12 protein-coding genes and 3 pseudogenes are annotated in these 22574 nt (G+C 74.8%); 3 read left to right on the forward strand and 12 right to left on the reverse strand.

What is annotated here, in order from left to right:
- Positions 1 to 44: 44 nt before the first annotated feature.
- From VSR01_RS11765 to lepA, 3 genes are all read right to left on the reverse strand, one after another.
- Positions 45 to 1883, reverse strand: coding sequence for an ATP-binding SpoIIE family protein phosphatase (locus VSR01_RS11765; RefSeq protein ID WP_326449206.1), 1839 nt, complete (start codon positions 1881 to 1883; stop codon positions 45 to 47).
- A 173-nt stretch (positions 1884 to 2056) separates the two neighbouring features.
- The gene (locus VSR01_RS11770; protein ID WP_326449207.1) at positions 2057 to 3940 is read right to left on the reverse strand and encodes an AMP-dependent synthetase/ligase; all 1884 of its coding nucleotides are present in this window, start codon (positions 3938 to 3940) and stop codon (positions 2057 to 2059) included.
- 124 nt (positions 3941 to 4064) lie between these two features.
- Complete coding sequence (gene lepA, locus VSR01_RS11775) at positions 4065 to 5915, reverse strand: translation elongation factor 4 (RefSeq protein WP_442785665.1); 1851 nt, start codon at positions 5913 to 5915, stop codon at positions 4065 to 4067.
- Between the two features lie 380 nt (positions 5916 to 6295).
- Between lepA and rpsT the strand changes: the two genes are divergently transcribed.
- Together rpsT and VSR01_RS11785 are read left to right on the forward strand one after the other, a co-directional pair.
- Positions 6296 to 6562 (forward strand): 30S ribosomal protein S20, encoded by a 267-nt coding sequence (rpsT, locus tag VSR01_RS11780; protein ID WP_326449208.1) that lies wholly within the window; start codon positions 6296 to 6298, stop codon positions 6560 to 6562.
- A gap of 224 nt (positions 6563 to 6786) precedes the next feature.
- The gene (locus VSR01_RS11785) at positions 6787 to 7710 is read left to right on the forward strand and encodes a hypothetical protein (protein WP_326449209.1); all 924 of its coding nucleotides are present in this window, start codon (positions 6787 to 6789) and stop codon (positions 7708 to 7710) included.
- A gap of 100 nt (positions 7711 to 7810) precedes the next feature.
- Here VSR01_RS11785 and holA read toward each other — a convergent pair whose 3' ends face one another.
- Positions 7811 to 8797 carry a DNA polymerase III subunit delta gene (holA, locus tag VSR01_RS11790; protein ID WP_326449210.1) on the reverse strand — a complete coding sequence of 329 codons (987 nt, stop codon included), beginning with the start codon at positions 8795 to 8797 and terminating at the stop codon, positions 7811 to 7813.
- 150 nt (positions 8798 to 8947) lie between these two features.
- Between holA and VSR01_RS11795 the strand changes: the two genes are divergently transcribed.
- Positions 8948 to 9187 carry a hypothetical protein gene (locus VSR01_RS11795; protein ID WP_326449211.1) on the forward strand — a complete coding sequence of 80 codons (240 nt, stop codon included), beginning with the start codon at positions 8948 to 8950 and terminating at the stop codon, positions 9185 to 9187.
- Positions 9188 to 9218: 31 nt separating this feature from the next.
- Here VSR01_RS11795 and VSR01_RS37715 read toward each other — a convergent pair.
- The 8 genes and pseudogenes from VSR01_RS37715 to VSR01_RS11840 form a co-directional block, all read right to left on the reverse strand.
- A pseudogene (locus VSR01_RS37715) lies at positions 9219 to 10858 on the reverse strand (MFS transporter).
- Positions 10750 to 11391 carry a helix-turn-helix domain-containing protein gene (locus VSR01_RS11810; RefSeq protein ID WP_326453603.1) on the reverse strand — a complete coding sequence of 214 codons (642 nt, stop codon included), beginning with the start codon at positions 11389 to 11391 and terminating at the stop codon, positions 10750 to 10752. Before VSR01_RS11810 ends, VSR01_RS37715 begins: the two are co-directional and overlap by 109 nt.
- A 92-nt stretch (positions 11392 to 11483) precedes the next feature.
- Positions 11484 to 13818: pseudogene (locus VSR01_RS11815) on the reverse strand (ComEC/Rec2 family competence protein).
- A gap of 530 nt (positions 13819 to 14348) precedes the next feature.
- Positions 14349 to 15080, reverse strand: a complete 732-nt coding sequence (locus tag VSR01_RS11820; protein ID WP_326449214.1) for a ComEA family DNA-binding protein — start codon at positions 15078 to 15080, stop codon at positions 14349 to 14351.
- Positions 15081 to 15464: 384 nt separating this feature from the next.
- A complete protein-coding gene (locus VSR01_RS11825) occupies positions 15465 to 16310 on the reverse strand; it encodes a DegV family protein (protein ID WP_326449215.1) in 846 nt (281 codons plus the stop codon).
- A 79-nt stretch (positions 16311 to 16389) separates the two neighbouring features.
- Positions 16390 to 16980, reverse strand: a complete 591-nt coding sequence (locus VSR01_RS11830) for a hypothetical protein (protein WP_326449216.1) — start codon at positions 16978 to 16980, stop codon at positions 16390 to 16392.
- A 196-nt stretch (positions 16981 to 17176) separates the two neighbouring features.
- Positions 17177 to 20115, reverse strand: a pseudogene (gene leuS / locus VSR01_RS11835) (leucine--tRNA ligase).
- Positions 20116 to 20391: 276 nt separating this feature from the next.
- Entirely contained in the window at positions 20392 to 22344 is a 1953-nt protein-coding gene (locus tag VSR01_RS11840; protein WP_326449217.1) for a S53 family peptidase, read from the reverse strand.
- Positions 22345 to 22574: the final 230 nt, after the last annotated feature.

The following is a 22574-nucleotide window of genomic DNA, read 5'->3' on the forward strand; positions in this document are numbered from 1 at the left end:
TCCGCCACCGGCGGGCGTTCCGGCGGCCGGCGAAGGAGCGGCCGTCAGGCGCGCAGCACCAGCAGCGCCAGGTCGTCGGCGGGCGGGGCGTCGTCGAAGTCGTGCACGGCCCGGCGGATCCGCTCGGCGACGTCGGCCGCGGCCAGCCCGCGGCACTCCCGCAGCGCCGCCGCCAGGCCGTCGTCGTCGTCGAACTGCCGCCGTCCGTGCCGCCGCTCGGTGACGCCGTCGGTCACGCACAGCAGCACGTCGCCGGGCGCGAGGTCGAGGCGCTGGCTGGTGTAGCGGGCGTCGTCGGAGATCCCGAGCAGCAGTTGCGGCTCGGCCGCGGGCCGCACGGTGCCGTCCGCGGCGAGCAGCAGCGGCAGCGGGTGCCCGGCGGAGGCGATCGTGCAGCGCGCGCCGAGGAACGCCCCGGGGCCGGGACCGGAGCCCGGGGCGGAGGCCGGGCCGGGGCCGGGATACGGGTCGGGGTACGGGTCGGGGCGGCCGGGCGCGTACGGCGTGACCTCGCCGTACAGCAGGGACAGGAACCGGCCCTGGCCGGTGTGCCACGCGGTGGTCTCGGCGAGCAGCGCGGTGGCCGCCTCGTCGGCGAGGGCCCGGTTGAGCCGGTCCAGCACGTCGGCGACGCCGTACCCCTCGCGGGCCAGCAGCCGCAGCACCGGGCGGGCGATGCCGGCCAGCGACGCCGCCTCGGGGCCGCTGCCGCAGACGTCGCCCAGGGCGAAGCACCAGCGGCCGTCGCCGGCCGGGAACAGGTCGTAGAAGTCGCCGCCCACCCAGTCGCCGGCGGCCGGCTCGTAGACCACCGCGTGCTCGACGCCGGGGATGCGGCCGGCCGCCGGCGGCAGCAGGCCGCGTTGCAGGACCGTGCTGATCATCGCCTGGCGGGCGTACTGCCGCGCGGTGCCGAGGGCGAGCGCGACCCGGCGGGCGAAGTCGTCGATCAGGCCGGCCGCCCCGTCCGGCAGCCCGAGCAGCCCGGAGCGGCCGAGCATCAGCGTGCCGTGGCAGTGGCCGCCGGCCACCAGCGGCACGGCCGTCGCGCCGAACGGATCGGCGAGCGGCCTGCTCCCCCACGTCCCGTCCTGCGCGGGCGCGGGCGGCGGCGACTTCTCCAGTACGGCCCGCAGGTCGTCGGCCGACTGCTCCGAGCGGTGCCAGACGTGGGCCAGCCGGGGCGCCGCGCCCGGCGGGTACAGCCACACCGCGCACCAGTCGGCGAGCCGCGGGACCAGCAGCTGGGCGGCGAGCGAGGCGACGTTGTCCTCGTCGAGCTGCCCGGCCAGCAGCTCGGAGGCCTCGGCGAGGAAGGACAGCGAGCCGCGGCTGATCCAGTCGGGGTCGGCGCGGCGCGGCGGCGCGGGCAGCGCGGGGGCGAGCAGCTGCGTCGGCCCGTCGGGCGGCGCCGCGGCCGGGGCGTCGGCGGCCAGGTCGATCCGGCACCAGACGGTCTTGCGGTCGCGGCGGTAGCTGACGCCCCAGGCGTCGGCGAGCCCGGCGACCAGGTGCAGGCCGCGGCCGTCCTCCGCGGCCTCCGGCGGCGGGGCGGCGCGCGAGCGCAGGACGCGGGCGGGGTGGTGGTCGGTGACGGCGAGGAACAGTTCGGGGCCGGCCGCGGGGTCGAGCCGGCAGAGCAGGTCGACGCCGGTGCCGGCGTGCACCACGGCGTTCGTCACCAGCTCGCTGAGCAGCAGGGTGCCGTCGTCCACGGCACGCTCGGGGAAGCCGGGCGGCGCCCAGGCGGCCAGCGCGGTGCGCAGGAAGCGGCGGGCCGCGCCGGCGGCGAGCTCGTTGCCGGGCAGGCTGGTCCGCAGGGCCGTCCGCCCGTCCTGGACGCGGGGGGCGGGCGCGGCCGGCGAGGCTTCCGTGACGCTCATCGTCTCAGCGTCGCAGGCCCCGTCGGCTTTCCCGGCCGCCCGGGTCCGGCGTCCCCCGTTCGTGCGATCCGCCGCCGGCCGCGCCCCCGGTCGCGCCCCCGACTGCGCTACTCTGCGCGCCGGCGCGGGGCGGGGCGCCGACCCGGTCCCGCGGGTGCGGCGCCGGCCCGGTCTCAGGCCTCGCGCGTGCCCGCGTACATCTCGTCGATGAGCGGCGCGAACTCCCGCTCCACGACGGGGCGCTTGAGCTTGAGCGACGGCGTCAGGTCGCCGTGCTCGACGTCGAGGTCGCGCGGCAGGACGCGGAACTTGCGGATCTGCTGCCAGCGCTGCAACCCCTCGTTGAGGCGCTGCACATAGCCGTCGACCAGCTCGCGCACCGCGTCGCTCGCCACCACCTCGGCGTACGGCCGGCCCTTAAGGCCGTTCTCCGCCGCCCAGGCCAGGATCGCGGGCTCGTCGAGCGCGAGCAGCGCCGTACAGAAGTTGCGGCCGCCGCCGACGACCAGCACGTTGCTGACGTACGGGCACACCGCCTTGAACTGGCCCTCGACCTCGGCGGGCGCGATGTACTTGCCGCCGGAGGTCTTGATCAGGTCCTTCTTGCGGTCGGTGATCTTCAGGAAGCCGTCGGGCGACAGCTCGCCGATGTCGCCGGTGTGGAACCAGCCGTCCGGCTCCAGCACCTCCGCGGTCTTCTCCGGCAACCCGTGGTAGCCCTGCATGATGCCGGGGCCGCGCAGCAGGATCTCGCCGTCCTCGGCGATCCTGACCTCCAGGCCGGGCAGCGCCTTGCCGACCGTGCCGGTGCGGTAGGACTCGCCGGGGTTGCAGAAGCTGGCCGCGCTGGACTCGGTGAGGCCGTAGCCCTCCAGGATGTGGATGCCGGCGCCGGAGAAGAAGTAGCCGATCTCGGGGGCGAGCGCGGCCGAGCCGGACACGCACGCGCGCAGCCGGCCGCCGAACGCCTCGCGCAGCTTGGCGTAGACCAGCCGGTCGGCGACCGCGTGCTTGGTGCGCAGGCCCAGCGGGGCGGTGGGCACACCGGTCAGTCGCATGCTGTTCTGGGTGGCCTTGGCGTACTCGCGGGCCACCTCGGCGGCCCACTGGAAGATCCGGTACTTGGCGGCGCCGCCCTCGCGGGCCTTGGCCGCGACGCCGTTGTAGACCTTCTCGAAGATCCGCGGCACGGCGGCCATGTACGTGGGCCGCACCACCGGCAGGTTCTCGATGATTTTGTCCACCCGGCCGTCGACGGCGGTGACGTGGCCGACGGTGATCTGGCCCGCGGTGAGCACCTTGCCGAAGACGTGCGCGAGCGGCAGCCACAGGTACTGCACGTCGTTCTCGTCCAGCAGTTCGATCGCCTCGATGGCGCGGCCCATGTACGACCAGGCGTCGTGCGGCAGCCGGACGCCCTTGGGGCGGCCGGTGGTGCCGGAGGTGTAGATCAGGGTGGCGAGCTGGTCGCGGCCGATCGCGGCGACGCTCTCGCGGACCGCCTCGGGGTGCTGCTCCAGGTAGGCGGCGCCGCGCTTCTCCAGCTCCTGCAGCGACAGCACCCAGCCGTCGCCGTCGGGGTCGGCCGCGTCGGCGGTGTCGATGACCACGACGTGCGCGAGCTCGGGCAGTTCGGCGCGGCGCCGGCGGGCCTTGTCGACCTGGGCGGCGTTCTCCGCGATCAGTACCCGGCTGCCGGAGTCGGCGAGGATGAACGCGGTCTCGTCGGCGTTGGTGCTCGCGTAGACGGTGGTGGTGGCAGCGCCCGCGCACAGCACGGCGAGGTCGGCGAGGATCCAGTCGACCCGGGTGTCGGAGGCGATGGCCACCCGCTCCTCGGGCCGCACGCCGAGGTCCATCAGGCCGGCCGCGATCGCGAAGACCCGCTCGGCGGCCTGGCCCCAGGTCACCGACCGCCACTCGTCCGGGCCCTGCCCGTCGGCCGGCGGCACCGGGTAGCGGTACGCCTCGGCGTCGGGTGTGGCGGCGACCCGCTCAAGGAAGAGCGTCGCCACGGACGGCGGCCGGTTCTCGATCAGGGACTGTGTGCCGGTCACGGCAACCTCCGGGACGCGCGCGATTTCTTCTTAACTCACCAGTAACCTATCCGGTCGGATCAGGGTAGAGGCCGCGGGCCGGATGCGTAAGGGGACACGGCCCGCGGGTTGCACGCCGCGGGGGTTACTTCCTGGCCTTGGCGTCGCCGTCGGAGTCGGTGGACAGCACCGCGATGAAGGCCTCCTGCGGCACCTCGACGCTGCCGACCATCTTCATCCGCTTCTTGCCCTCCTTCTGCTTCTCCAGCAGCTTGCGCTTGCGGCTGATGTCGCCGCCGTAGCACTTGGCGAGCACGTCCTTGCGGATGGCGCGGACCGTCTCGCGGGCGATCACCCGGGAGCCGATCGCGGCCTGGATGGGCACCTCGAAGTTCTGCCGCGGGATCAGCTCGCGCAGCTTGGCGACCAGCCGCACCCCGTAGGCGTACGCCTTGTCCTTGTGGGTGATCGCGGAGAACGCGTCGACCTTGTCGCCGTGCAGCAGGATGTCGACCTTGACCAGGTCCGCGCTCTGCTCGCCGGTGGGCTCGTAGTCCAGCGAGGCGTAGCCGCGGGTCTTGGACTTCAGCTGGTCGAAGAAGTCGAAGACGATCTCGGCCAGCGGCAGGGTGTAGCGGATCTCGACGCGGTCCTCGGAGAGGTAGTCCATGCCGAGCAGCGAGCCGCGCCGGTTCTGGCACAGCTCCATGATCGCGCCGATGAACTCGGTGGGCGCGAGCACGGTGGCCCGCACCACCGGCTCGTACACCTCGTCGATCTTGCCCTCGGGGAACTCGCTGGGGTTGGTGACGGTGTGCTCGGCGCCGTCCTCCATCACCACCCGGTAGACGACGTTGGGCGCGGTGGCGATCAGGTCGAGGCCGAACTCGCGCTCCAGGCGCTCGCGGATCACGTCCAGGTGCAGCAGGCCGAGGAAGCCGCAGCGGAAGCCGAAGCCGAGGGCGGCGGAGGTCTCCGGCTCGTAGACCAGGGCGGCGTCGTTGAGCTGGAGCTTGTCCAGGGCCTCGCGCAGCTCGGGGTAGTCCGAGCCGTCCAGCGGGTACAGGCCCGAGAACACCATCGGCTTGGGGTCCTTGTAGCCGCCCAGCGCCTCGGTGGCGCCGGCGCTCTGGGTGGTGATGGTGTCGCCGACCTTGGACTGGCGGACGTCCTTCACACCGGTGATCAGATAGCCGACCTCGCCGACGCCCAGGCCGTCGGCGGGCAGCATCTCGGGCGAGTTGGCGCCGATCTCCAGCAGCTCGTGGGTGGCGCCGGTGGACATCATCCGGATGCGCTCGCGCTTGGTGAGCTGTCCGTCGACGACGCGGACGTAGGTGACCACGCCGCGGTAGGAGTCGTAGACCGAGTCGAAGATCATCGCGCGGGCGGGCGCGTCGGCGACGCCGACCGGGGCGGGGATGTCGCGGACCACCCGGTCCAGCAGCGCGTCGACGCCGACGCCGGTCTTGGCGGACACCTTCAGCACGTCGGAGGGGTCGCAACCGATGAGATTGGCCAGCTCCTCGGAGAACTTCTCCGGCTGGGCCGCGGGCAGGTCGATCTTGTTCAGCACCGGCACGATGGTGAGGTCGTTCTCCATCGCCAGGTAGAGGTTGGCGAGCGTCTGCGCCTCGATGCCCTGGGCGGCGTCGACCAGCAGGATGGTGCCCTCGCAGGCGGCCAGCGAGCGGGACACCTCGTAGGTGAAGTCCACGTGGCCGGGGGTGTCGATCATGTTCAGGATGTGGGTGCGGCCCTGTTGGTCGCCCTCGGTGGGCGCCCAGGGCAGCCGCACGGCCTGCGACTTGATCGTGATCCCGCGCTCCCGCTCGATGTCCATCCGGTCGAGGTACTGGGCGCGCATCTGGCGCTGGTCGACCACGCCGGTGAGCTGCAGCATCCGGTCGGCCAGGGTGGACTTGCCGTGGTCGATGTGGGCGATGATGCAGAAGTTGCGGATCAGCGCCGGGTCGGTACGGCTCGGCTCCGGCACGTGGAGCGGCAGGTGCGAAGGGATGGCGGGCACGCAGGGTCCAGTTTCTTAGAGATTCTCGGGGCGCTTTACGGTGCGGGGTTCCATAGTCCCATGAGCGGCGCCGTGGCCGCGGCGCGCGTCGGCGGCGGGTGTGCGGGAGGGGCCCGAAGCGGGGCGGGACGGGGCCGGCGACCCGGGCCGGACGGGGCCGGCGACGCGTACCGGACGGGGCCGGACGGGGCCGGGATGTGGGGCCGGTACGGGTTTGGGAGCGGCCGTGGGCTGCTGGTAGCCTGGGGCGCTGTGCCTCGTGCCCTCTACCCGAGGCGCTCACCTGGCGGCTCCCGGCGGACCTCTCCGGGAACCCTCGAAGCATACGAACCTGAGAAGGCTCTTTCGTGGCGAACATCAAGTCCCAGATCAAGCGCAACAAGACCAACGAGAAGGCGCGCCTGCGCAACAAGGCCGTCAAGTCCGAGCTGAAGACCGCGATCCGCCGCACCCGTGAGGCCGTGGCCGCCGGTGACGCGGAGAAGGCCGGTGCCGCCGCCGCCTACGCCGCCAAGAAGCTCGACAAGGCGGTCAGCAAGGGCGTCATCCACAAGAACCAGGCCGCCAACAAGAAGTCGGCGCTGGCCCACTCGGTCGCCTCGCTCCAGGGCTGAGCTCCCGGGCTCCGCCCCTGACGCCGGCCCCGCGCGGGACGGCGTCGACCGATCCGCGCACCGCGGGCAACCGGACCCAGCGGCCCCTCTACCGCCCGGACCCGTACCGCTCGGCTCGCGCGCCGCACACGGACGTTCGCCACGTGCGTGCGGCGCACCGCACACGTCACCGCCCGCCCGGGAAAACCGGACGGGCGGTGTGCTGTCCGCACTACGCTCGGGCCATGTCGACGCCTTCGGAACGACCGAGCGGCTCCCCCTACTCCCCTCCTCCGCAAGGCCCGGGCGGCTACGGCTCGCCGGTGCCGCCGCAGCAGAACCCCTACGCGCAGGACCCGCCGGCCGCGCCCCAGGGGCCGCCGCAGGGTCCGCCGGCGAACCCGCCGGGGCAGCAGGGGCCGCCGGTCCCGTCCGCGTACGGACCGGCGGCGCCGGGACAGGCTCCGCCCGGATATCCGGGAGCCGGGCCCGGCGTGCCGGCGGCTCCCCCGGGTGCGGGCGGCGCGGGCCGCCGGGGCGGGGTGGGGCGTGCGGCGCTGTGGACCGTCGTCGGAGCGGTGGTCGCCTCGGCGGCGTGGGCCGGGGGCGTACTGCTGCTGCGCGACGGCGGCTCGGACGCGGACCTGCGCGGCTACCACGTGGTCGGCGACCTGTGCGACTCCGCCGACTTCTCGCCGTTCGGCCCCGGCTTCAAGCCCAGTTCCTCGCACACCGCCTACACCTCCAAGGGCGACGCGCTGGACTCGATGACCTGCAGCCAGAGCATGGAGGGCGATTCCGGCGCCTCCTCGCTGTCCGCGTACACCTACCTCCAGTTCGACCTGCACAAGAAGACCGACCCCGGGGCCGAGTTCACCGACACCTGGAAGGGCTACACCCAGCACAAGGACGAGAAGTACGAGGTCACGCCGGTCTCCGGGCTGGGCGACGAGGCGTATGTGATCAGTTCGGACTCGCTGTCCTCGGCCTCGGGTGAGCGCTATGTGACCGTCGCGGTGCGCGACGGCTGGATGACGTACTCCGCGAACTGGACGCAGTTCACCGGCTTCAGCTCGGACTCCTCCGCCGACAGCCAGCCGTCGGTCGACGAGGTCACGCAGTGGCTGCAGTGGTCGGCGAAGGGGACGCTGGCCAAGCTGCGGAAGTAGCGCGGGGCGGGCGGGGCGGCGTGCTGTGCGGGGGACGGGAGGCGGCCGGACGGCGGCCGGGCGGGGGGGCGCAGCGGTCGGGCGCGCCCGCGTGCCGGCGTCAGGCGCGGGAGCGGGAGGCGCGGGCCACGGCGACGACGGCCTTCTCCAGTGCGTACGCCGGGTCCGCGCCGCCGCCCTTGACGGCGGCGTCGGCCTCGGCGACGGCCCGCAGCGCCACCGAGACGCCGTCCGCGGTCCAGCCGCGGACCTGCTGCCTGACCCGGTCGATCTTCCACGGCGGCATCCCGAGGTCGCGGGCGAGCTGGCCGGGGTTGGCGCCGCGCGGCGCGGAGGCCACCTTGCCGATCGCGCGCACCCCGGAGGCCAGCGCGAAGGTGATGCCGGGCAGCGGCTGGCCGACCGACAGGGCCCAGCGCAGCCGCTCCAGCGCCTCCGCGGCGCGGCCGGTGACCGCCAGGTCGGCGACCTCGAAGCCGGTGGCCTCGGCCCGCCCGGTGTAGTAGCGCGCGACCACCGCGACGTCCACGGCGCCGTCGGTGTCGGCGGTCAACTGGGCACAGGCGCTGGCCAGTTCGCGCAGATCGCTGCCGATGGCGTCGACCAGCGCCTGGGCCGCCTCGGGGGTCACCGAGCGGCCGAGGGTGCGGAACTCGCCCCGGACGAAGGCCAGCCGGTCGGCGGGCTTGGTCATCTTCGGGCAGGCCACCTCGCGCGCCCCGGCCTTGCGCGCGGCGTCCAGCAGCGCCTTCCCCTTGGCGCCGCCGGCGTGCAGCAGCACCAGGGTGATCTCCTCGACGGGCGCGGCCAGATACGCCTTGACGTCCTTGACCGTGTCCGCCGACAGGTCCTGCGCGGCGCGCACCACCACGACCTTGCGCTCGGCGAACAGCGACGGGCTGGTCAACTCCGCCAGCGTGCCGGGCTGCAGCGCCTCGGGCGTCAGGTCCCTCACGTCGGTGTCCGGGTCGGCGGCGCGGGCGGCGTCGACCACCTCGCGCACGGCGCGGTCCAGCAGCAGGTCCTCCTGGCCCACCGCGAGGGTGAGCGGAGCGAGGACGTCGTCGGGTGCGCTCTTCCTGGCCATCGCGGTCCAGCATCCCACGCGCCTCGGACACTCCCGCCCGCGGTCCCGGGCCGGGCCCCCACCCGGGCGTCGTTCGCCAGCGCCGGCACGGCACCCGGGCGGAGAGCCGGGCGGATGCGGCGCGGCGCCGCGTACCGCGACAATGCCCGGGTGAGCGACGTACGACATGTCCTGGTGCTGCCCGACCGCGACGCCGCGCGGGAGGCGGCGGAGAAGCTGGCCGACGCCTTCGCGCTGCCGGAGGAACCCCGCCTGGTGCGCGACGCCCTGGCCGGCGAGGACGACGCGGAGGACGCGCAGTGGCTGGTGGTCCTGGAGGACCCGGCCGGCACGCTGGACCGGGCGGCGCTGGACGCGGTCGCCGCGGAGCTCGACGGCTGGCTGGAGTAGCCGCCACCGCCCCGTCCCGCCCGCCCCGCTGCTACGTGCGGGCCGCCTTCGCGCCGAACGCGGAGCCCTGCCCGGCCCCCGGGGCGTCGGCAGCCGGCTCGGCCTCCGGGGCCGCAGCGTCCGGGGCTCCGGCGTCCACGGCTCCGGTCTGCGGGGCCGCGGCGTCCAGGGCTCCGGCCCCCGGGGCCGCGGCGTCCTGTGCCCGGCCGGCCGGGGGCTCGGGGGCCCGGGTGCGGGCTGCTGGGGCGTCCGACGCCGTCGGGGCGGCGGGCCGCGCCATCGGCGACGCGGGATCGATCGCCTTGGCGGGCAGTTCGCGTATCCGGGGCACAGGCGAGGGCAGCAGCCACAGCACGCCCAGCACGCCGCCCGCGGTGGCGATCCACAGCGTGGGGCGCAGCCCCGCCGCGCCGCCGAGCAGGCCGCCGGCGAGCGCGCCGAGCGGCCGCATGCCGTAGTTGACCGTGCGGAACGCGCCCGAGACCCGCGAGCGCAGCGTGTCCGGTATGACCGCGGCCTGGAGCGAGCCGCTGGCGATGTCCAGCAGCATCACCCCGAACCCGGACAGGAACTCCGACACGAACAGCAGCGCGAGCACCGCCGGTTCGGGCCCGCCGGCCAGCGGCACCAGCATCATGGGCGCGGGGAAGCCGACCGTGCCGAGCACGACCGTCGGTCCGAGGCCGACGCGGCGCACGATCCGCCCGGTGAGCGCCGCGCCGAGGACGCCGCCCACCGCTCCCGCCCCCACCACCGCGCCCAGCGTGCCGGGGCTCAGCCCGAGCCGGTCGACGGCGTAGAGCACCACGAGGGTGTGGAAGATGAAGTTGAAGAAGTTCACGGTGGCCGCGGAGGCGACCAGGGCGCGCAGGACGGGGTTGCCGCCGATGAACCGCAGTCCGGCGGAGAAGTGGCCCTCGGCCGGTGCGGCGGCGGGCGGCTCCGCGGGCGCTATCCGGCTCAGGCTCACGGCCGAGACCAGGTAGGAGCAGGCGTCCACGAGCAGCGCGAGCGGGGCCGCGAGCACCTGGACGAGCAGCCCGCCGGCGCTGGGCCGGCCACGAAGGAGAACGCCCGGCTGCCGTTGCCCAGGGCATTGCCCTCGACGTACTGCTCCGGCCTGACCAGCGAGACGAACAGCGTCGCGTTGCAGACGTCGAACACCACCGCGAGCGCGCCCACCGCGAACGCGACCGCGTAGAGCTGTCCCAGGGTGAGGCCGCCGAGCGCGTAGGCGACCGGCACCGACACCATGAGCGCGGCCCGACCCAGGTCGGCGGCGATCATCACCGCGCGGCGCCGGCCGCGCCGGTCGGCCCACGCGCCGGCCGGCAGCGAGAACAGCAGCGCGGGCAGGAGCCCGGCCATGGACAGCCAGCCCATCTCCCGGGCGCCGGCGTGCAGCACCAGCACGGCGGCCAGCGGCAGCGCGAGGAACGTGATCTCGTCGCCGATGAACGACACGCTCTGCCCGGTCCAGTAGCGCCGGAACTGCCGGTCGTGCAGCAGCCCGGGCGCACGCCCGGCCACCGCGCGCGCCGCCCGCCCGGCCCACGCGGCGCTCACGACGGCTCCCCGGCGGGCGGATCGGCCCGGGCCTCGCCGGCGGCCGGCCGCTCCGGCCCCGGTTCGGGCTCGGGCTCCGGCGCCACGAAGCCGGCGTTCAGGCACACCACCCTGCGGGCGCCCGCGGGCCTGCGCTCGGGGTGCGCGACGCGGTCGCCGTACTCCTGGAAGAGTGCCTCGACGCGCCGCCCGAGGCTGTTCAGCTCCTCCGCCGTGAGATACAGGGTGACGTCGCTGAACCCTTCGGCCTCCTGCCACTCCCGGGGCAGCTTGTGGCGCCTCTCCATCGCCCTGGCCATCCGGTGGAACTGGTTCTCCGCCACCGCCAGCGTCAGCGCCTCGGCCGCCGAGGCGACCGCGGGGTCGTCCGACCAGCCCGGCCAGTCGGTGTACTCCGCGGTGGCTCGCCATGGCTTGTCCCGCCCGGGGCCGTCCGGGTCGGCCTCCTCCACCAGCCCGTACTTGGCCAGCATCCGCAGGTGGTACGAGCAGCTGGCGACCGACTCCCCGACCAGCGGGGCGGCCTGCGTCGCGGTGCGCGGGCCCTCCCGGCGCAGCAGCCCGACCAGGGCCATCCGCACGGGGTGCGCGTAGGCGCGCAGGGCACGGGGGTCGCTGAGGTGGACCTGGGGTCGCATGGGCTTCTCCGTCACGCTTGTAAAGCTATCTTTAGATAGGAGCGCTTGCAAGGGATTCTTTAGAAGGCAATCTTTAGACTCGGGTCGCGGGATCACCGGGCGCCTCCCGCTCGCCCGACCGTCGTGCCCAGGTCGGCCGGGGAGCCCCCGGTCACCGCGATCGGACCGTCGACATCCGTCCGCAGCACCACCGCGCCCAGCGCCCGCAACGCGCCGACCGTCCGCGCCGACGGGTGCCCGTACGGATTGCCGCGGCCGACGCTGATCAGCGCCACCCGCGGCCGCACCCGCGCCAGCAGCGCCGGGTCCTGGTACGACGACCCGTGGTGCGCGACCTTCAGCACGTCCACCCGCGGCAGGTCGGGCGCCTGCTCCAGCACCTCCCGCTGCGCGTCCGGCTCCAGGTCGCCCATCAGCAGCAGCGTCAGCCCCGCCGAACGCACCAGCAGCGCCACGCTCGCGTCGTTCGGGTTGTCGTCCGGCAGCGCCGCCGCGGCCGGCGGCGGCCACAGCACCCGCCACTCCACGTCCCCGAGGCGGCGCCGCTCCCCCGCCGCGGCCCGCAGCTCCGGCACCCCGGCGGCGGTCGCCTCCCGGCGCACCCGCGCCGCCTCCCGCCGGCTCGTCCAGCACGCTGGTCTCGATCGCCCCCACCTTGCGCCCGCGCAGCACACCGGGCAGGCCGTCCGCGTGGTCGGCGTGGAAGTGCGTCAGGATCAGCAGCGGGACCGTCCGCACGCCCAGTTCGCGCAGGCAGCGGTCGACCGGCGCCGGGTCGGGACCGGTGTCCACCACCACGGCGGCGCCGGGGCCCGCGGCCAGCGCGAGCGCGTCGCCCTGGCCGACGTCGCACATCGCGAACCTCCAGCCCGCGGGAGGCCACTGCCCGGTCGGCAACGGCATCCGGACCGGGCGCAGCAACGCCAGGAGCAGCAGGAGCGCGCACCCCGCCGCGGCCAGCGGGCGGCGCAGCAGCGGCCGGCCGCAGAACGCCCCGGCCACCGTCACCGCCACCAGCAGCCCCGCGCCCCACGCCCCCCGCGGCCAGCCGATCTCCGCGCCCGGCAGCGCGGCGCCGCGGCGCGCGACCCACGCGATCCACTGCGCCGGACCGCCCGCGAGCCAGGCGAGCGCGCGGCCCGCGCTCGGCGTGGCCTGTGCGGCGAGCATCGCGGCGCAGCCCAGCACCGTGGCGGCGCCGACGGCCGGCTCGGCCAGCAGGTTGCACGGCACCCCGACCAGGCTCAGCCTGCCCGTCAGCAGCACCAGCACCGGACCGCACACCGCCTGGGCCGCCGCCGCGGCGGCCAGTGCCTCGGCGATCCGCGGCGGCACCCGGTGGCGGCGCAGCGCCGCGCTCCACCGCGGCGCCAGTGTCAGCAGCGAACCGGTGGCCGCCACCGACAGCGTGAAGCCGTAGGACCGCGCCAGGTCCGGCTGGTACAGCACCAGCAGCAGCACCGCCGCGGCCAGCGCGGGCAGCAGCGACCTGCGCCGGCCGGTGCCGATCGCCAGCAGCGCGACCAGGCCGCACGCGGCGGCCCGCAGGACGCTCGGGCTCGGCCGGCAGACCAGCACGAACCCCGCGGTCACGGCCGCGCCCGCCACCGCCGTCCAGCGCAGCGGCAGCCCCACCGCCGCCGCCAGGCCCCGGCGTTCGATCCGCCCGGCCGAGCCCGGCGGGCCGATCAGCAGGAGCAGCACGATCGTGAGGTTCGCGCCGGACACGGCCGTCAGATGCGCGAGGTCCGTCGCCCGGAACGCGTCCTCCAGGTCCTCCGGCAGCCCCGAGGTGTCGCCGACCACCAGCCCGGGCAGCAGCGCACGGGCGTCCGCGGGCAGCGGCGCCGCGGCCTCGCGCAGTCCACCCCGCAACCGGGCGGCCAGCCGCTGGGCGGCGCTCGGCGCGGCGACCACCCGGGGCGGCTCGCGCGTGTGCAGCACCGCGGCCTCGGGCCTGCCGCCGGCCGGGGCGCGGTCGGCCGGCGCGAACCGCGCGGTCACCGCGACCCGCGTCGAGGGCACCAGCCTCAGCCACGGCCCCGGCGGTCCCGACGCCATGAGCACCACCGGGGTCCGCACGGCCGTCGCGCCGACCCGGACCGCGACGGCCGGCACGACCACCGTGTGCTCGGCCGCGACCGGGTCCCCGCTCACCCGCAGGGTCACCTCCGCGGTGGACCGCGCCCGGGCCAGCGCGGGCACCGGGCCCCGGTGCAGATCGGCCGCGTTGAGCACGCTCGCGGCCAGTGCCGCCGCCGCGCACAGCGCCGAGGCCAGCGCCGCCCACACCAGCCCGCGTCCGCGCCGCGCGGTCCCGAGCGCCGCCGCCCCGGCGACCGCCGCCGCGATCAGCACCGCCGTCCACGCCGCCCCGATTGCCGGCGCGAGCGCCGCCGTCCCCCACGCCGCGCCCGCCGGCGCCACCAGCCGCAGGTCCGTGGGCCCCTCCCCGCGCGGCTCCGCCGCGCCCAGCCGCGACGCCGCCCGCCGGTGCACCGCCGCCCGCCCGCCGTCGCCCGCGCCGGAGAGGCCGCTCGCGTCCGGGACTGCGTGCGGCGGGAGCGCGTCACGCGCCTCGCGGACACGGCCGGCGCGGAGGTCGCCGCCCACGTCCGACACGCCGGGGGCCCTGGAGGAGGCGCGCACGCCCGGTTCATAGCACACGCCTGGTTCATCACGGACGCCCAGCCCGTCGTGCGGCGCCGGGACGTGGCGCGGCGTCAGGACACGGTGCGGCGTCGTGAGGTGACGCGGGCGCGGGACGTGCCCTGGGACCCGTGGCCGGGGCGGTCCGGGCCGCGGCGTCCGCGGCTGGGTGGGGGCCGGCCGGGTCGGGCCCCTAGGGTCGGGGTGAGGGGGCGTCAGCCAGGGGTGCCCGGGCCCGGGGGTCGGGGCGCCGGGGGTGGGGCCGGGTTTCGCCGGGTCCGGAGGGGGGCCGGCCGGGTCGTCGGTGGTCATGGCTGGACCAGGGGCTGGAGGGTGGCGAACTTGCGGGGGCCGATGCCGGGGATCTGGCGGAGCTGCTGGAGGGAGGTGAAGCCTCCGTGCTGCGTGCGGAAGTCGACGATGTGCTGGGCGAGGACGGGTCCCACGCCGGGGAGGGCGTCGAGCTGGGCCGGGGTGGCGGAGGTGAGGCTGACCGGGGCCCCGGGCGCGGCCGGGGCCGTGGCCGAGGGGTCGGCCGGGGGCGGCGGGTGGACGCCGACGAGGATCTGTTCGCCGTCGGTGAGGGTGCGGGCGAGGTTGAGGGCGGTGGTGTCCGTGCCGGGGAGCGGGCCGCCGGCCGCGGCCAGGGCGTCGGCGACGCGGGCGCCCTTGGGAAGACGGCGCAGACCCGGCTTCGCGACCTTGCCGGCGACGTCGACGGTGACCTGGACCGCAGCGGCGGGCTTCGCCGGCCCGACCGCGGGCGGAAGGCGTGCGGGGGCTACGGCCGTGGGCGGCGGCACCCGTACCGCGTGGGGGCGTCCCGACCAGTAGTGCTGGAAGGCCAGCCCGCCGGCGGCGATCAGTACGACGGCCAGCGCGACCACCGTCCTGAACTCGAACCCGCACCGCACGAACAGCCAGGTCCGCAGCCGTCCGACCGGTCCGTCGCCGAAGACGGGCGCGCCGGGCAGCGGGTCGGCCAGCCGCGCGTCGGACGCGGCCGCCGCCCCGAAGATCGCGGCGGTGCGCTGCCGCATGGCCTCCACGCGTTCCCGTTGCCCTTCGCGGGCGTGGGCGGGCCCCGGCGCGCGGTCCTTCCCACCGGCCGAACCCGCCGAACGCCTCGTGGCCGCCGTGGCCGCTGAACTCCCCGTGACCGCCGTGGCCGCCGAGGTCGCCGAAAAGCTCGAACCCGTTGAACCCGTTGAACCCGTCGAATCGACCGCGTCCGGGCGGTCGATGACACTCTGTCCGATGTGTGCGTTCATGTCTCGATGCTGGACCCGCACCGCACACAAAGACGATCTTGGTCGAGATCTGTGGACAACTCGCCGACTGTGGACAACTCCGTCACCCGTGTGGGTGACACGCTCCCGCTCAGCCCACCAGCCGGCCCCGCGCCCAGCACCCAGCACCCAGCCTCAGTGCGGCGACACCACGACCCCCAGCAGCCCCGGCCCCGCGTGTGCGCCGATCACCGCGCCGACCTCGCTGACGACCAGCCCGTCGAGGCCCGGCACCCGCTCGCGCAGCCGTTCGGCGAGAGCGGCCGCGCGGTCGGCCGCGGCGAGGTGGTGGACGGCGAGGTCGACGCGGCGGGCGCCAGCCTGCTCCGCCACGATCTCCTCCAGGCGGCTGATCGCCTTGGACGCCGTCCGCACCTTCTCCAGCAGCTCGATCCGCCCGTCCGCCAGGCGCAGCAGCGGCTTGACCGCGAGCGCCGAGCCGAAGAGCGCCTGGGCGGCGCCGATCCGGCCGCCCCGGCGCAGGTAGTCGAGCGTGTCGACGTAGAAGAACGCCGAGGTGTCGGCCGCGCGCTTCTCGGCCGCCGCCACGACCTCGTCCACGGTGCCGCCGGACGCGGCGGTCTCGGCGGCGGCCAGCACGGTGAAGCCGAGCGCCATGGCGACCATGCCCGTGTCGACCACCCGCACCGGCACGGGCGCGTCCTTCGCGGCGACGCTCGCCGCGTCGTAGGTGCCGGAGAAGTCCGCGGACAGGTGGAGCGAGACGATCGCGTCCGCGCCGGACGCCGCGGCGGCCCCGTAGGCGGCGGCGAACTCGGCGGGGGACGGCCGCGACGTGGTGACCGGATGGCGGCGCTGGAGCGCGTGCGCGACGGCCGGCGCGGAGATCTCGGTGCCCTCCTCGAACGCCTCGTCGCCGATCACCACGGTGAGCGGGACGACCGTGATGCCGTGGGCCGACAGGGCGTCGTCGCCCAGGTAAGCGGTGGAATCCGTGACGATGGCGACGTGCGGGGGCATGTCGGGAGGTTACCGGGGCGCAGGTCGGGACGACAGCCGGGGCGGTCCGGACCCCGGCCCGCCCGATCGCGCGGCCCCCTCAGTCCTTGCCCAGCCGGGGACCCGGCGCCTCGTCCGGCGGGTTGAGCTTCAGGGCCGCCGACTCGATGGCGATGTCGCGGGTGAGCGCCGCCAGGTCGTCCGCGGCGAACCGGCGGGCGCGGTCCTGGGCGGCCCAGCGCAGGGAGTCCGCGCCGTGGGTGATGCGGTGGGTGCGGTCGGCGAGGTCCGGGAGCAGGGAGCGGACGCGTTCGCGGTCCGGCTCGCCCTCCAGCAGGCGCAGTTCGCCGTCCAGGGCGCGGGCGTGGTCGTTGAGCCGGGCCATCAGCCCGGCCGCCTCGGCCAGCGACGCGTCCTCGCGCCTGCCCTCCTCCAGCGCGCGGAACGTGCTGTCGATCGACGCGCGCAGTTCCAGCCGCAGCCGGGCGAGTTCGCCGGCCGGGCCGGGCGTCGTCCAGCTGCGGGCGCGCAGCCGGTTGTCCTCCACGAGGCGGCGCGCCTGCGTGGTGCTGCGGTCGATGCTCTCGCGCACCCGGCGCTTGACGGCCCGCGCGGTGCGCACGGTGCGCACGGTCGCCAGCGCGGCGAAGATCAGGAAGAGCAGGAGGACGATGATCCCTGCGGTCTCCACGGGCCCCTCCTCTTCCGGACCTCTCCGGTCCGCTCCCGGCCGGCACGGCGTCCCTCCACCGTAACCGCACGGGGCGGGCCCCGAGGCCCACCCGGTCCCTGAACCCGCCCCTAGGGGGTGCCGCGCGCCTGGGAGGCGCGCCCGCGCCGCGCGAACCGGCGGCGCCGCGCGGACCCCACCGCGCCGCGTCCGCCCCTCACACCACCACGTTCACCAGCTTCGGCGCCCGCACGATCACCTTGCGGACCGCCGCGCCGCCCACCGCGGCGACCACCGCCGGGTCGGCCAGCGCCGCCGCCTCCAGGTCGGCCTCGGAGATGCCGGGCGCGACCTCCAGGCGGGCCTTGACCTTGCCCTTGACCTGGACGACGCAGGTGACCGTCTCGTCCTGGACCAGGGCCGGGTCGGCGACCGGGAAGTCCGCGTGGGCCAGCGAGCCGGTGTGGCCCAGGCGGGACCACAGCTCCTCGGCGATGTGCGGGGCCAGCGGCGCGACCAGCAGCACCAGCGGCTCGGCGACCGCGCGCGGCACCGGCCGGCCTTGGTCAGGTGGTTGTTCAGCTCGGTGATCTTGGCGATGGCGGTGTTGAAGCGCAGCTCCGCCATGTCCGAGGTGACGCCGTCGATCGCCTTGTGCAGGGCGCGCAGGGTCTGCTCGTCCGGCTCCTCGTCGACCACGGTGACCTCGCCGGTCTCCTCGTCCACCACGTTGCGCCACAGGCGCTGCAGCAGCCGGTACTGGCCGACCACCGCGCGGGTGTCCCAGGGCCGGGAGACGTCCAGCGGGCCCATCGCCATCTCGTACAGCCGCAGCGTGTCCGCGCCGTACTCCGCGCAGATCTCGTCCGGGGTGACCGCGTTCTTCAGCGACTTGCCCATCTTGCCCAGCAGCCGGCTGACCTGCTCGCCGCGGTACCAGTAGGCGCCGTCGTGCTCCTCCACCTCGGCGGCCGGGACGGCGATGCCGCGCGCGTCGCGGTAGACGTACGCCTGGATCATGCCCTGGTTGTACAGCTTGTGGAACGGCTCGTAGGACGAGATGTGCCCCAGGTCGAACAGCACCTTGTGCCAGAAGCGCGCGTACAGCAGGTGCAGCACGGCGTGCTCGGCGCCGCCGACGTACAGGTCGACGCCGCCCGCCGGCTGTCCCTCGCGCGGGCCCATCCAGTACGCCTCGGACTCCGCGGAGACCAGCTGACCGCTGTTGTGCGGGTCCAGGTAGCGCAGCTCGTACCAGCAGGAGCCGGCCCAGTTGGGCATGGTGTTGGTCTCGCGGCGGAAGCGCCGCACGCCGCGGCCGTCGCCCAGGTCCAGGTCGACGTTCACCCAGTCCTCGTTGCGCGACAGCGGCGGCTCGGGCGAGGTGTCGGCGTCGTCCGGGTCGAAGGTGCGGGGGCTGTAGTCGTCGACCTCGGGCAGTTCGACGGGCAGCATCGAGTCCGGCAGCGCGTGCGCGACGCCCGCCTCGTCGTAGACGATCGGGAACGGCTCGCCCCAGTACCGCTGGCGGCTGAACAGCCAGTCGCGCAGCCGGTAGTTGACGGTGCCCTCGCCGATGCCGCGGGCGGTCAGCCAGGCGGTGATCGCGGCCTTGGCGTCGGTCACGGACAGGCCGTCCAGGGACACGTCGTCGTTCGCCGAGTCGATGATCGTCGCGTCGTGGGACACGAACGCGTCGTCCCACTCGGCCGGGTCGGTGCCGCGGCCGTCGGTGGGCGCGACGACGCAGCGCATCGGCAGGTCGAAGGCGCGGGCGAAGGCGAAGTCGCGGCTGTCGTGCGCGGGCACCGCCATGATCGCGCCGGTGCCGTAGCCCATCAGCACGTAGTCGGCGACGAAGACCGGGACCGGCCGGCCGCTGACCGGGTTGACGGCGAAGGCGCCGGTGAAGACGCCGGTCTTGTCCTTGGCCTCGGCCTGCCGCTCGACGTCGGACTTGGCGGCGGCCTGCTTGCGATAGGCGGCGACGGCCTCCGCCGGCGTGGCGTGGCCGCCGGTCCACGCGTCCTTGGTGCCCTCCGGCCAGGCGGCCGGCACGATCGCGTCGACCAGCTCGTGCTCGGGCGCCAGCACCATGTACGTGGCGCCGAACAGGGTGTCCGGGCGGGTGGTGAAGACCGTGACGGTGTGCTCGGCGTGCGCGCCGCCGGCCTCGTGCACCGGGAAGCCGACCCGGGCGCCCTCGCTGCGGCCGATCCAGTTGCGCTGCTGCAGCTTGATCGCCTCGGGCCAGTCCAGCGCGTCCAGGTCGGCCAGCAGCCGGTCGGCGTAGGCGGTGATGCGCATCATCCACTGCCGCAGATTGGCCTTGAAGACCGGGTAGTTGCCGCGCTCGGAGCGGCCGTCGGCGGTGACCTCCTCGTTGGCCAGCACGGTGCCCAGGCCCGGGCACCAGTTGACCGGCGACTGCGCGGAGTAGGCCAGCCGGTGGCCGCTCAGCACGTCGGCGCGCTCGGCGTCGGTCAGCGCGGCCCACGGGCGGCCGTCCGGGGTGGGCCGGGCGCCGGAGGCGAACTCGGCGATCAGGGTGTCGATCGGGCGGGCCTTGCCGGCGGCCTCGTCGTACCAGGAGTTGTAGATCTGCAGGAAGATCCACTGCGTCCAGCGGTAGTAGGCGGGGTCGATGGTGGCGAAGGAGCGGCGGCGGTCGTGGCCCAGGCCCAGGCGGCGCAGCTGCTGCCGCATGTTGACGATGTTGGCCTCGGTGGACACCCGCGGGTGGGTGCCGGTCTGCACGGCGTACTGCTCCGCGGGCAGGCCGAAGGCGTCGAAGCCCAGGGTGTGCAGCACGTTGTGGCCGGTCATCCGCTGGTGCCGGGCGAAGACGTCGGTGGCGATGTAGCCGAGCGGGTGGCCGACGTGCAGCCCGGCGCCCGACGGGTACGGGAACATGTCCATGATGAACTTCTTGGGCCGGGCGGCCAGCTCCGGGTCGCCGTCCAGCTCGCCGCTGGGGTTGGGCGCGGCGAAGGTGCCGTGCTCGTCCCAGTGGTCCTGCCATCGGCTCTCGATCCGCGCGGCCAGCTCGGCGGTGTAGCGGTGCGGCGCGGCCGTCTCGCCGGCCGAAGCGGCCGAGGGGGTCGTGGCCGTGGGGGCCGAAGCGGCCGGACCGGCCGCCGGGGTGCTCTCGCTCATCGTCCTCGGTACTCCATCGCAATCGTGACGGCTGCGGCCGCGGAGTCTGCTGCCCGTCGCCGCCGTGGGGGCTGCCCCGAAAAGGGAGCGGAAACAGAGCGGAAACAAAAAAGCCCCTCGCGCAGGAGGGGTGCCGCACCGACGTGGTTCCTGGTCAGCGCGGCTCGTCAAGCAGGAGGCTCACAGCTCGCATGGCCCCAGATTACCGCAGGACGGGCGCGGCCCGCACCGAGGATCGCTCCTCGGTGCGGGCCGCCTGCCGACGGGCCCGGCGCGTCAGCGCTTGGGCAGCGACGAGGTCACGTAGCCCTTGGCGGGCGTGCCCACGCCGGTGACGTCGTCGTAGCCCACGGTGGCGTGCAGCGAGGCGTCCTTGCCGAGGCTCCGCAGGGAGGTGATGACACCGTCCGAGGAGTCGAAGGAGTTCGCGAAGTCCACCCGGACCACCGCGAGGTCACGACCCTGGCCCAGCGGGTGGTCGGTGACGTCGTGGTAGACGGACGTGCCGTACTGGTTGTAGATCAGCGGGTTGGCGAAGCCGATCGCGATGCCGTGGCGGGCCTGCTGGGCCAGCGCCTGGACGCCCGCGATCACCGGCGCGGCGAGCGAGGTGCCGCCGATCCGGTACTCGCTGTACTGCAGCGACCCGTCGGGGAACGTCTGGGTCTGGCCGACCAGGAAGCCGGTGTTCGGGTCCGCGACCGCCGCGATGTCCGGCTCGACGCGCTGCTTGACGCTGCCGCCGTTGGCCAGGGCGAGCGAGTCCGGCACGACGCCGCGCTGGTAGAACGGCTGCGCGTAGAGCTTGCTGGTGCCGCCGCCGGCGCCGGAGGTGTACGGGCCGGGGAAGCCGGTCCAGGTCTTGCCGTCGGCGGACAGCGGGGCGCGCTCGGTGCCCCAGCCGGTCTCCCACTGGTACGTGTCGTTCTTGCCGACCGCCAGCGAGGTGCCGCCGACGGAGGTGGCCCACGGGGAGTTGCCGGGGGTGTCGGCCTGCTTCACACCGGTGGAGGCGACGTTGTCGCCCGCGTCGCCGGAGGAGAAGTAGAAGCCGATGCCCTCGACCGCGCCCTGCTGGAAGACCTGGTCGTAGGCCGCGGCCACGTCCGGGGTCTCGTTGGCCTCGACGTCGCCCCAGGAGTTGGAGACGATGTCGGCGAGGTGGCCGTCGACGACCTTGTTCAGGGCGTCGAGCAGGTCGTCGTCGTAGCAGGAGGCGCCGCCGACGTACACGATGTTCGCGTCGGGCGCGAGCGCGTGCACGGCCTCGACGTCGAGGGTCTCCTCGCCGTACCAGCCGGACGCGCCGCACTCGTCGGTCTTGGTGTAGTCGCTGGGCAGCACCTGGGTGAGCTGGCCGGCCTTGTACTTCTGGTCGCCGTTGCGCTTGGCGTACTGCGCGGCGTCCTGGGCGATGTACGGGGAGGCGTACGCGTCGGTGATCGCCACCCGGACGCCCTTGCCGGTGTACTTGCCGGCGCCGTACGCGGCGCGCAGCTGCTCACCGGTGTAGCCCTTGATCGCGTACGGGGCCTTGACGCCGTACGCGTCGGGAAGCTTGGTGTTGGTGTTGGAGCCGAAGTACGTGGAGAACGGCCCGGCGTTCTTGAACACCGCGTCCGGCGGCGGCAGCGTGTCGTCGTGGCTGACCTTCTTCGGCGCCGTGTCCAGGCCGGTGACGGTCAGCACGGCGCCGTTCAGCGACGCGGGGGCGGAGGCCGTGGCCGCGGGGGCGCGGTAGGTCTTGCCGGCCTTGGAGTAGTTGTGCAGCGTGGTGCCGAAGGCCTTCTCGGCGGCGGCCACGTCACCGGTGACGGTGAGGTAGTGCTGGTTCCCGCCGGTGACCTTCAGGCCGGCCGACGTCAGCCACTTGGTGACGGCGGCGCGCTGCGCCGCGGTCGCGCCGAAGCGGGCCTGGGTCTGAGCCGCCGTCAGGTAGTGGCCGTAGCTCGCCGAGTTCGGGTCGGACACCGCCTGCGCGTAGGCCGCGAGGCCCTTGGCGTCCTTGCCGGCCAGGTAGACGCGGGCGGTCACCTTGCCGGAGTCGGCGGCGGCGCCCTGGTCCGCCTGGGCGGTGGCCCACTGCGGCTTGGTTCCGGTCAGGAGCTGGCGCCCGCTCGGCTGATCGGCCGACGCGGACTGCGTGCCAAGCGCGAGCGCGCCGGCCACCAGCGGCAGGGCCGCGGCTGCCACGAGTGCGGCGCGCGTTCTCTTGCGCTCAAATCTCATCAAACCCCCATGCGAAGCGAGTGTCGTCGCGTGCTGCGGTGTCGGACGTCGCCGGTATGCGTACGGTTCGTACCGCAGAGCGATACTCTTGCGCTGATCGGTTCACGCCAGGGCCATGATTACCCCAAGAGCAGGTCAAGGAACCGTCACCGCGCCCTTGTTGACGATTCGGCCGACACCGCGGCGAACCGACGCTAGCAGGGGCGAAGTTGCCGCGACAGGGGCCGACA

Source organism: Actinacidiphila sp. DG2A-62, from assembly GCF_035825295.1.
Classification (GTDB): domain Bacteria; phylum Actinomycetota; class Actinomycetes; order Streptomycetales; family Streptomycetaceae; genus Actinacidiphila.

What these genes read in the sequence shown, in the direction of transcription:
- holA (WP_326449210.1), bottom strand. Translation starts at nt 8,797, where the DNA reads ATGGCCAGGAAGAGCGCACCCGACGACGTCCTCGCTCCGCTCACCCTC.
- VSR01_RS11810 (WP_326453603.1), bottom strand. Translation starts at nt 11,391, where the DNA reads ATGCGACCCCAGGTCCACCTCAGCGACCCCCGTGCCCTGCGCGCCTAC.
- VSR01_RS11820 (WP_326449214.1), bottom strand. Translation starts at nt 15,080, where the DNA reads ATGCGGCAGCGCACCGCCGCGATCTTCGGGGCGGCGGCCGCGTCCGAC.
- VSR01_RS11825 (WP_326449215.1), bottom strand. Translation starts at nt 16,310, where the DNA reads ATGCCCCCGCACGTCGCCATCGTCACGGATTCCACCGCTTACCTGGGC.
- VSR01_RS11765 (WP_326449206.1), bottom strand. Translation starts at nt 1,883, where the DNA reads ATGAGCGTCACGGAAGCCTCGCCGGCCGCGCCCGCCCCCCGCGTCCAG.
- VSR01_RS11785 (WP_326449209.1), top strand. Translation starts at nt 6,787, where the DNA reads ATGTCGACGCCTTCGGAACGACCGAGCGGCTCCCCCTACTCCCCTCCT.
- VSR01_RS11840 (WP_326449217.1), bottom strand. Translation starts at nt 22,344, where the DNA reads ATGAGATTTGAGCGCAAGAGAACGCGCGCCGCACTCGTGGCAGCCGCG.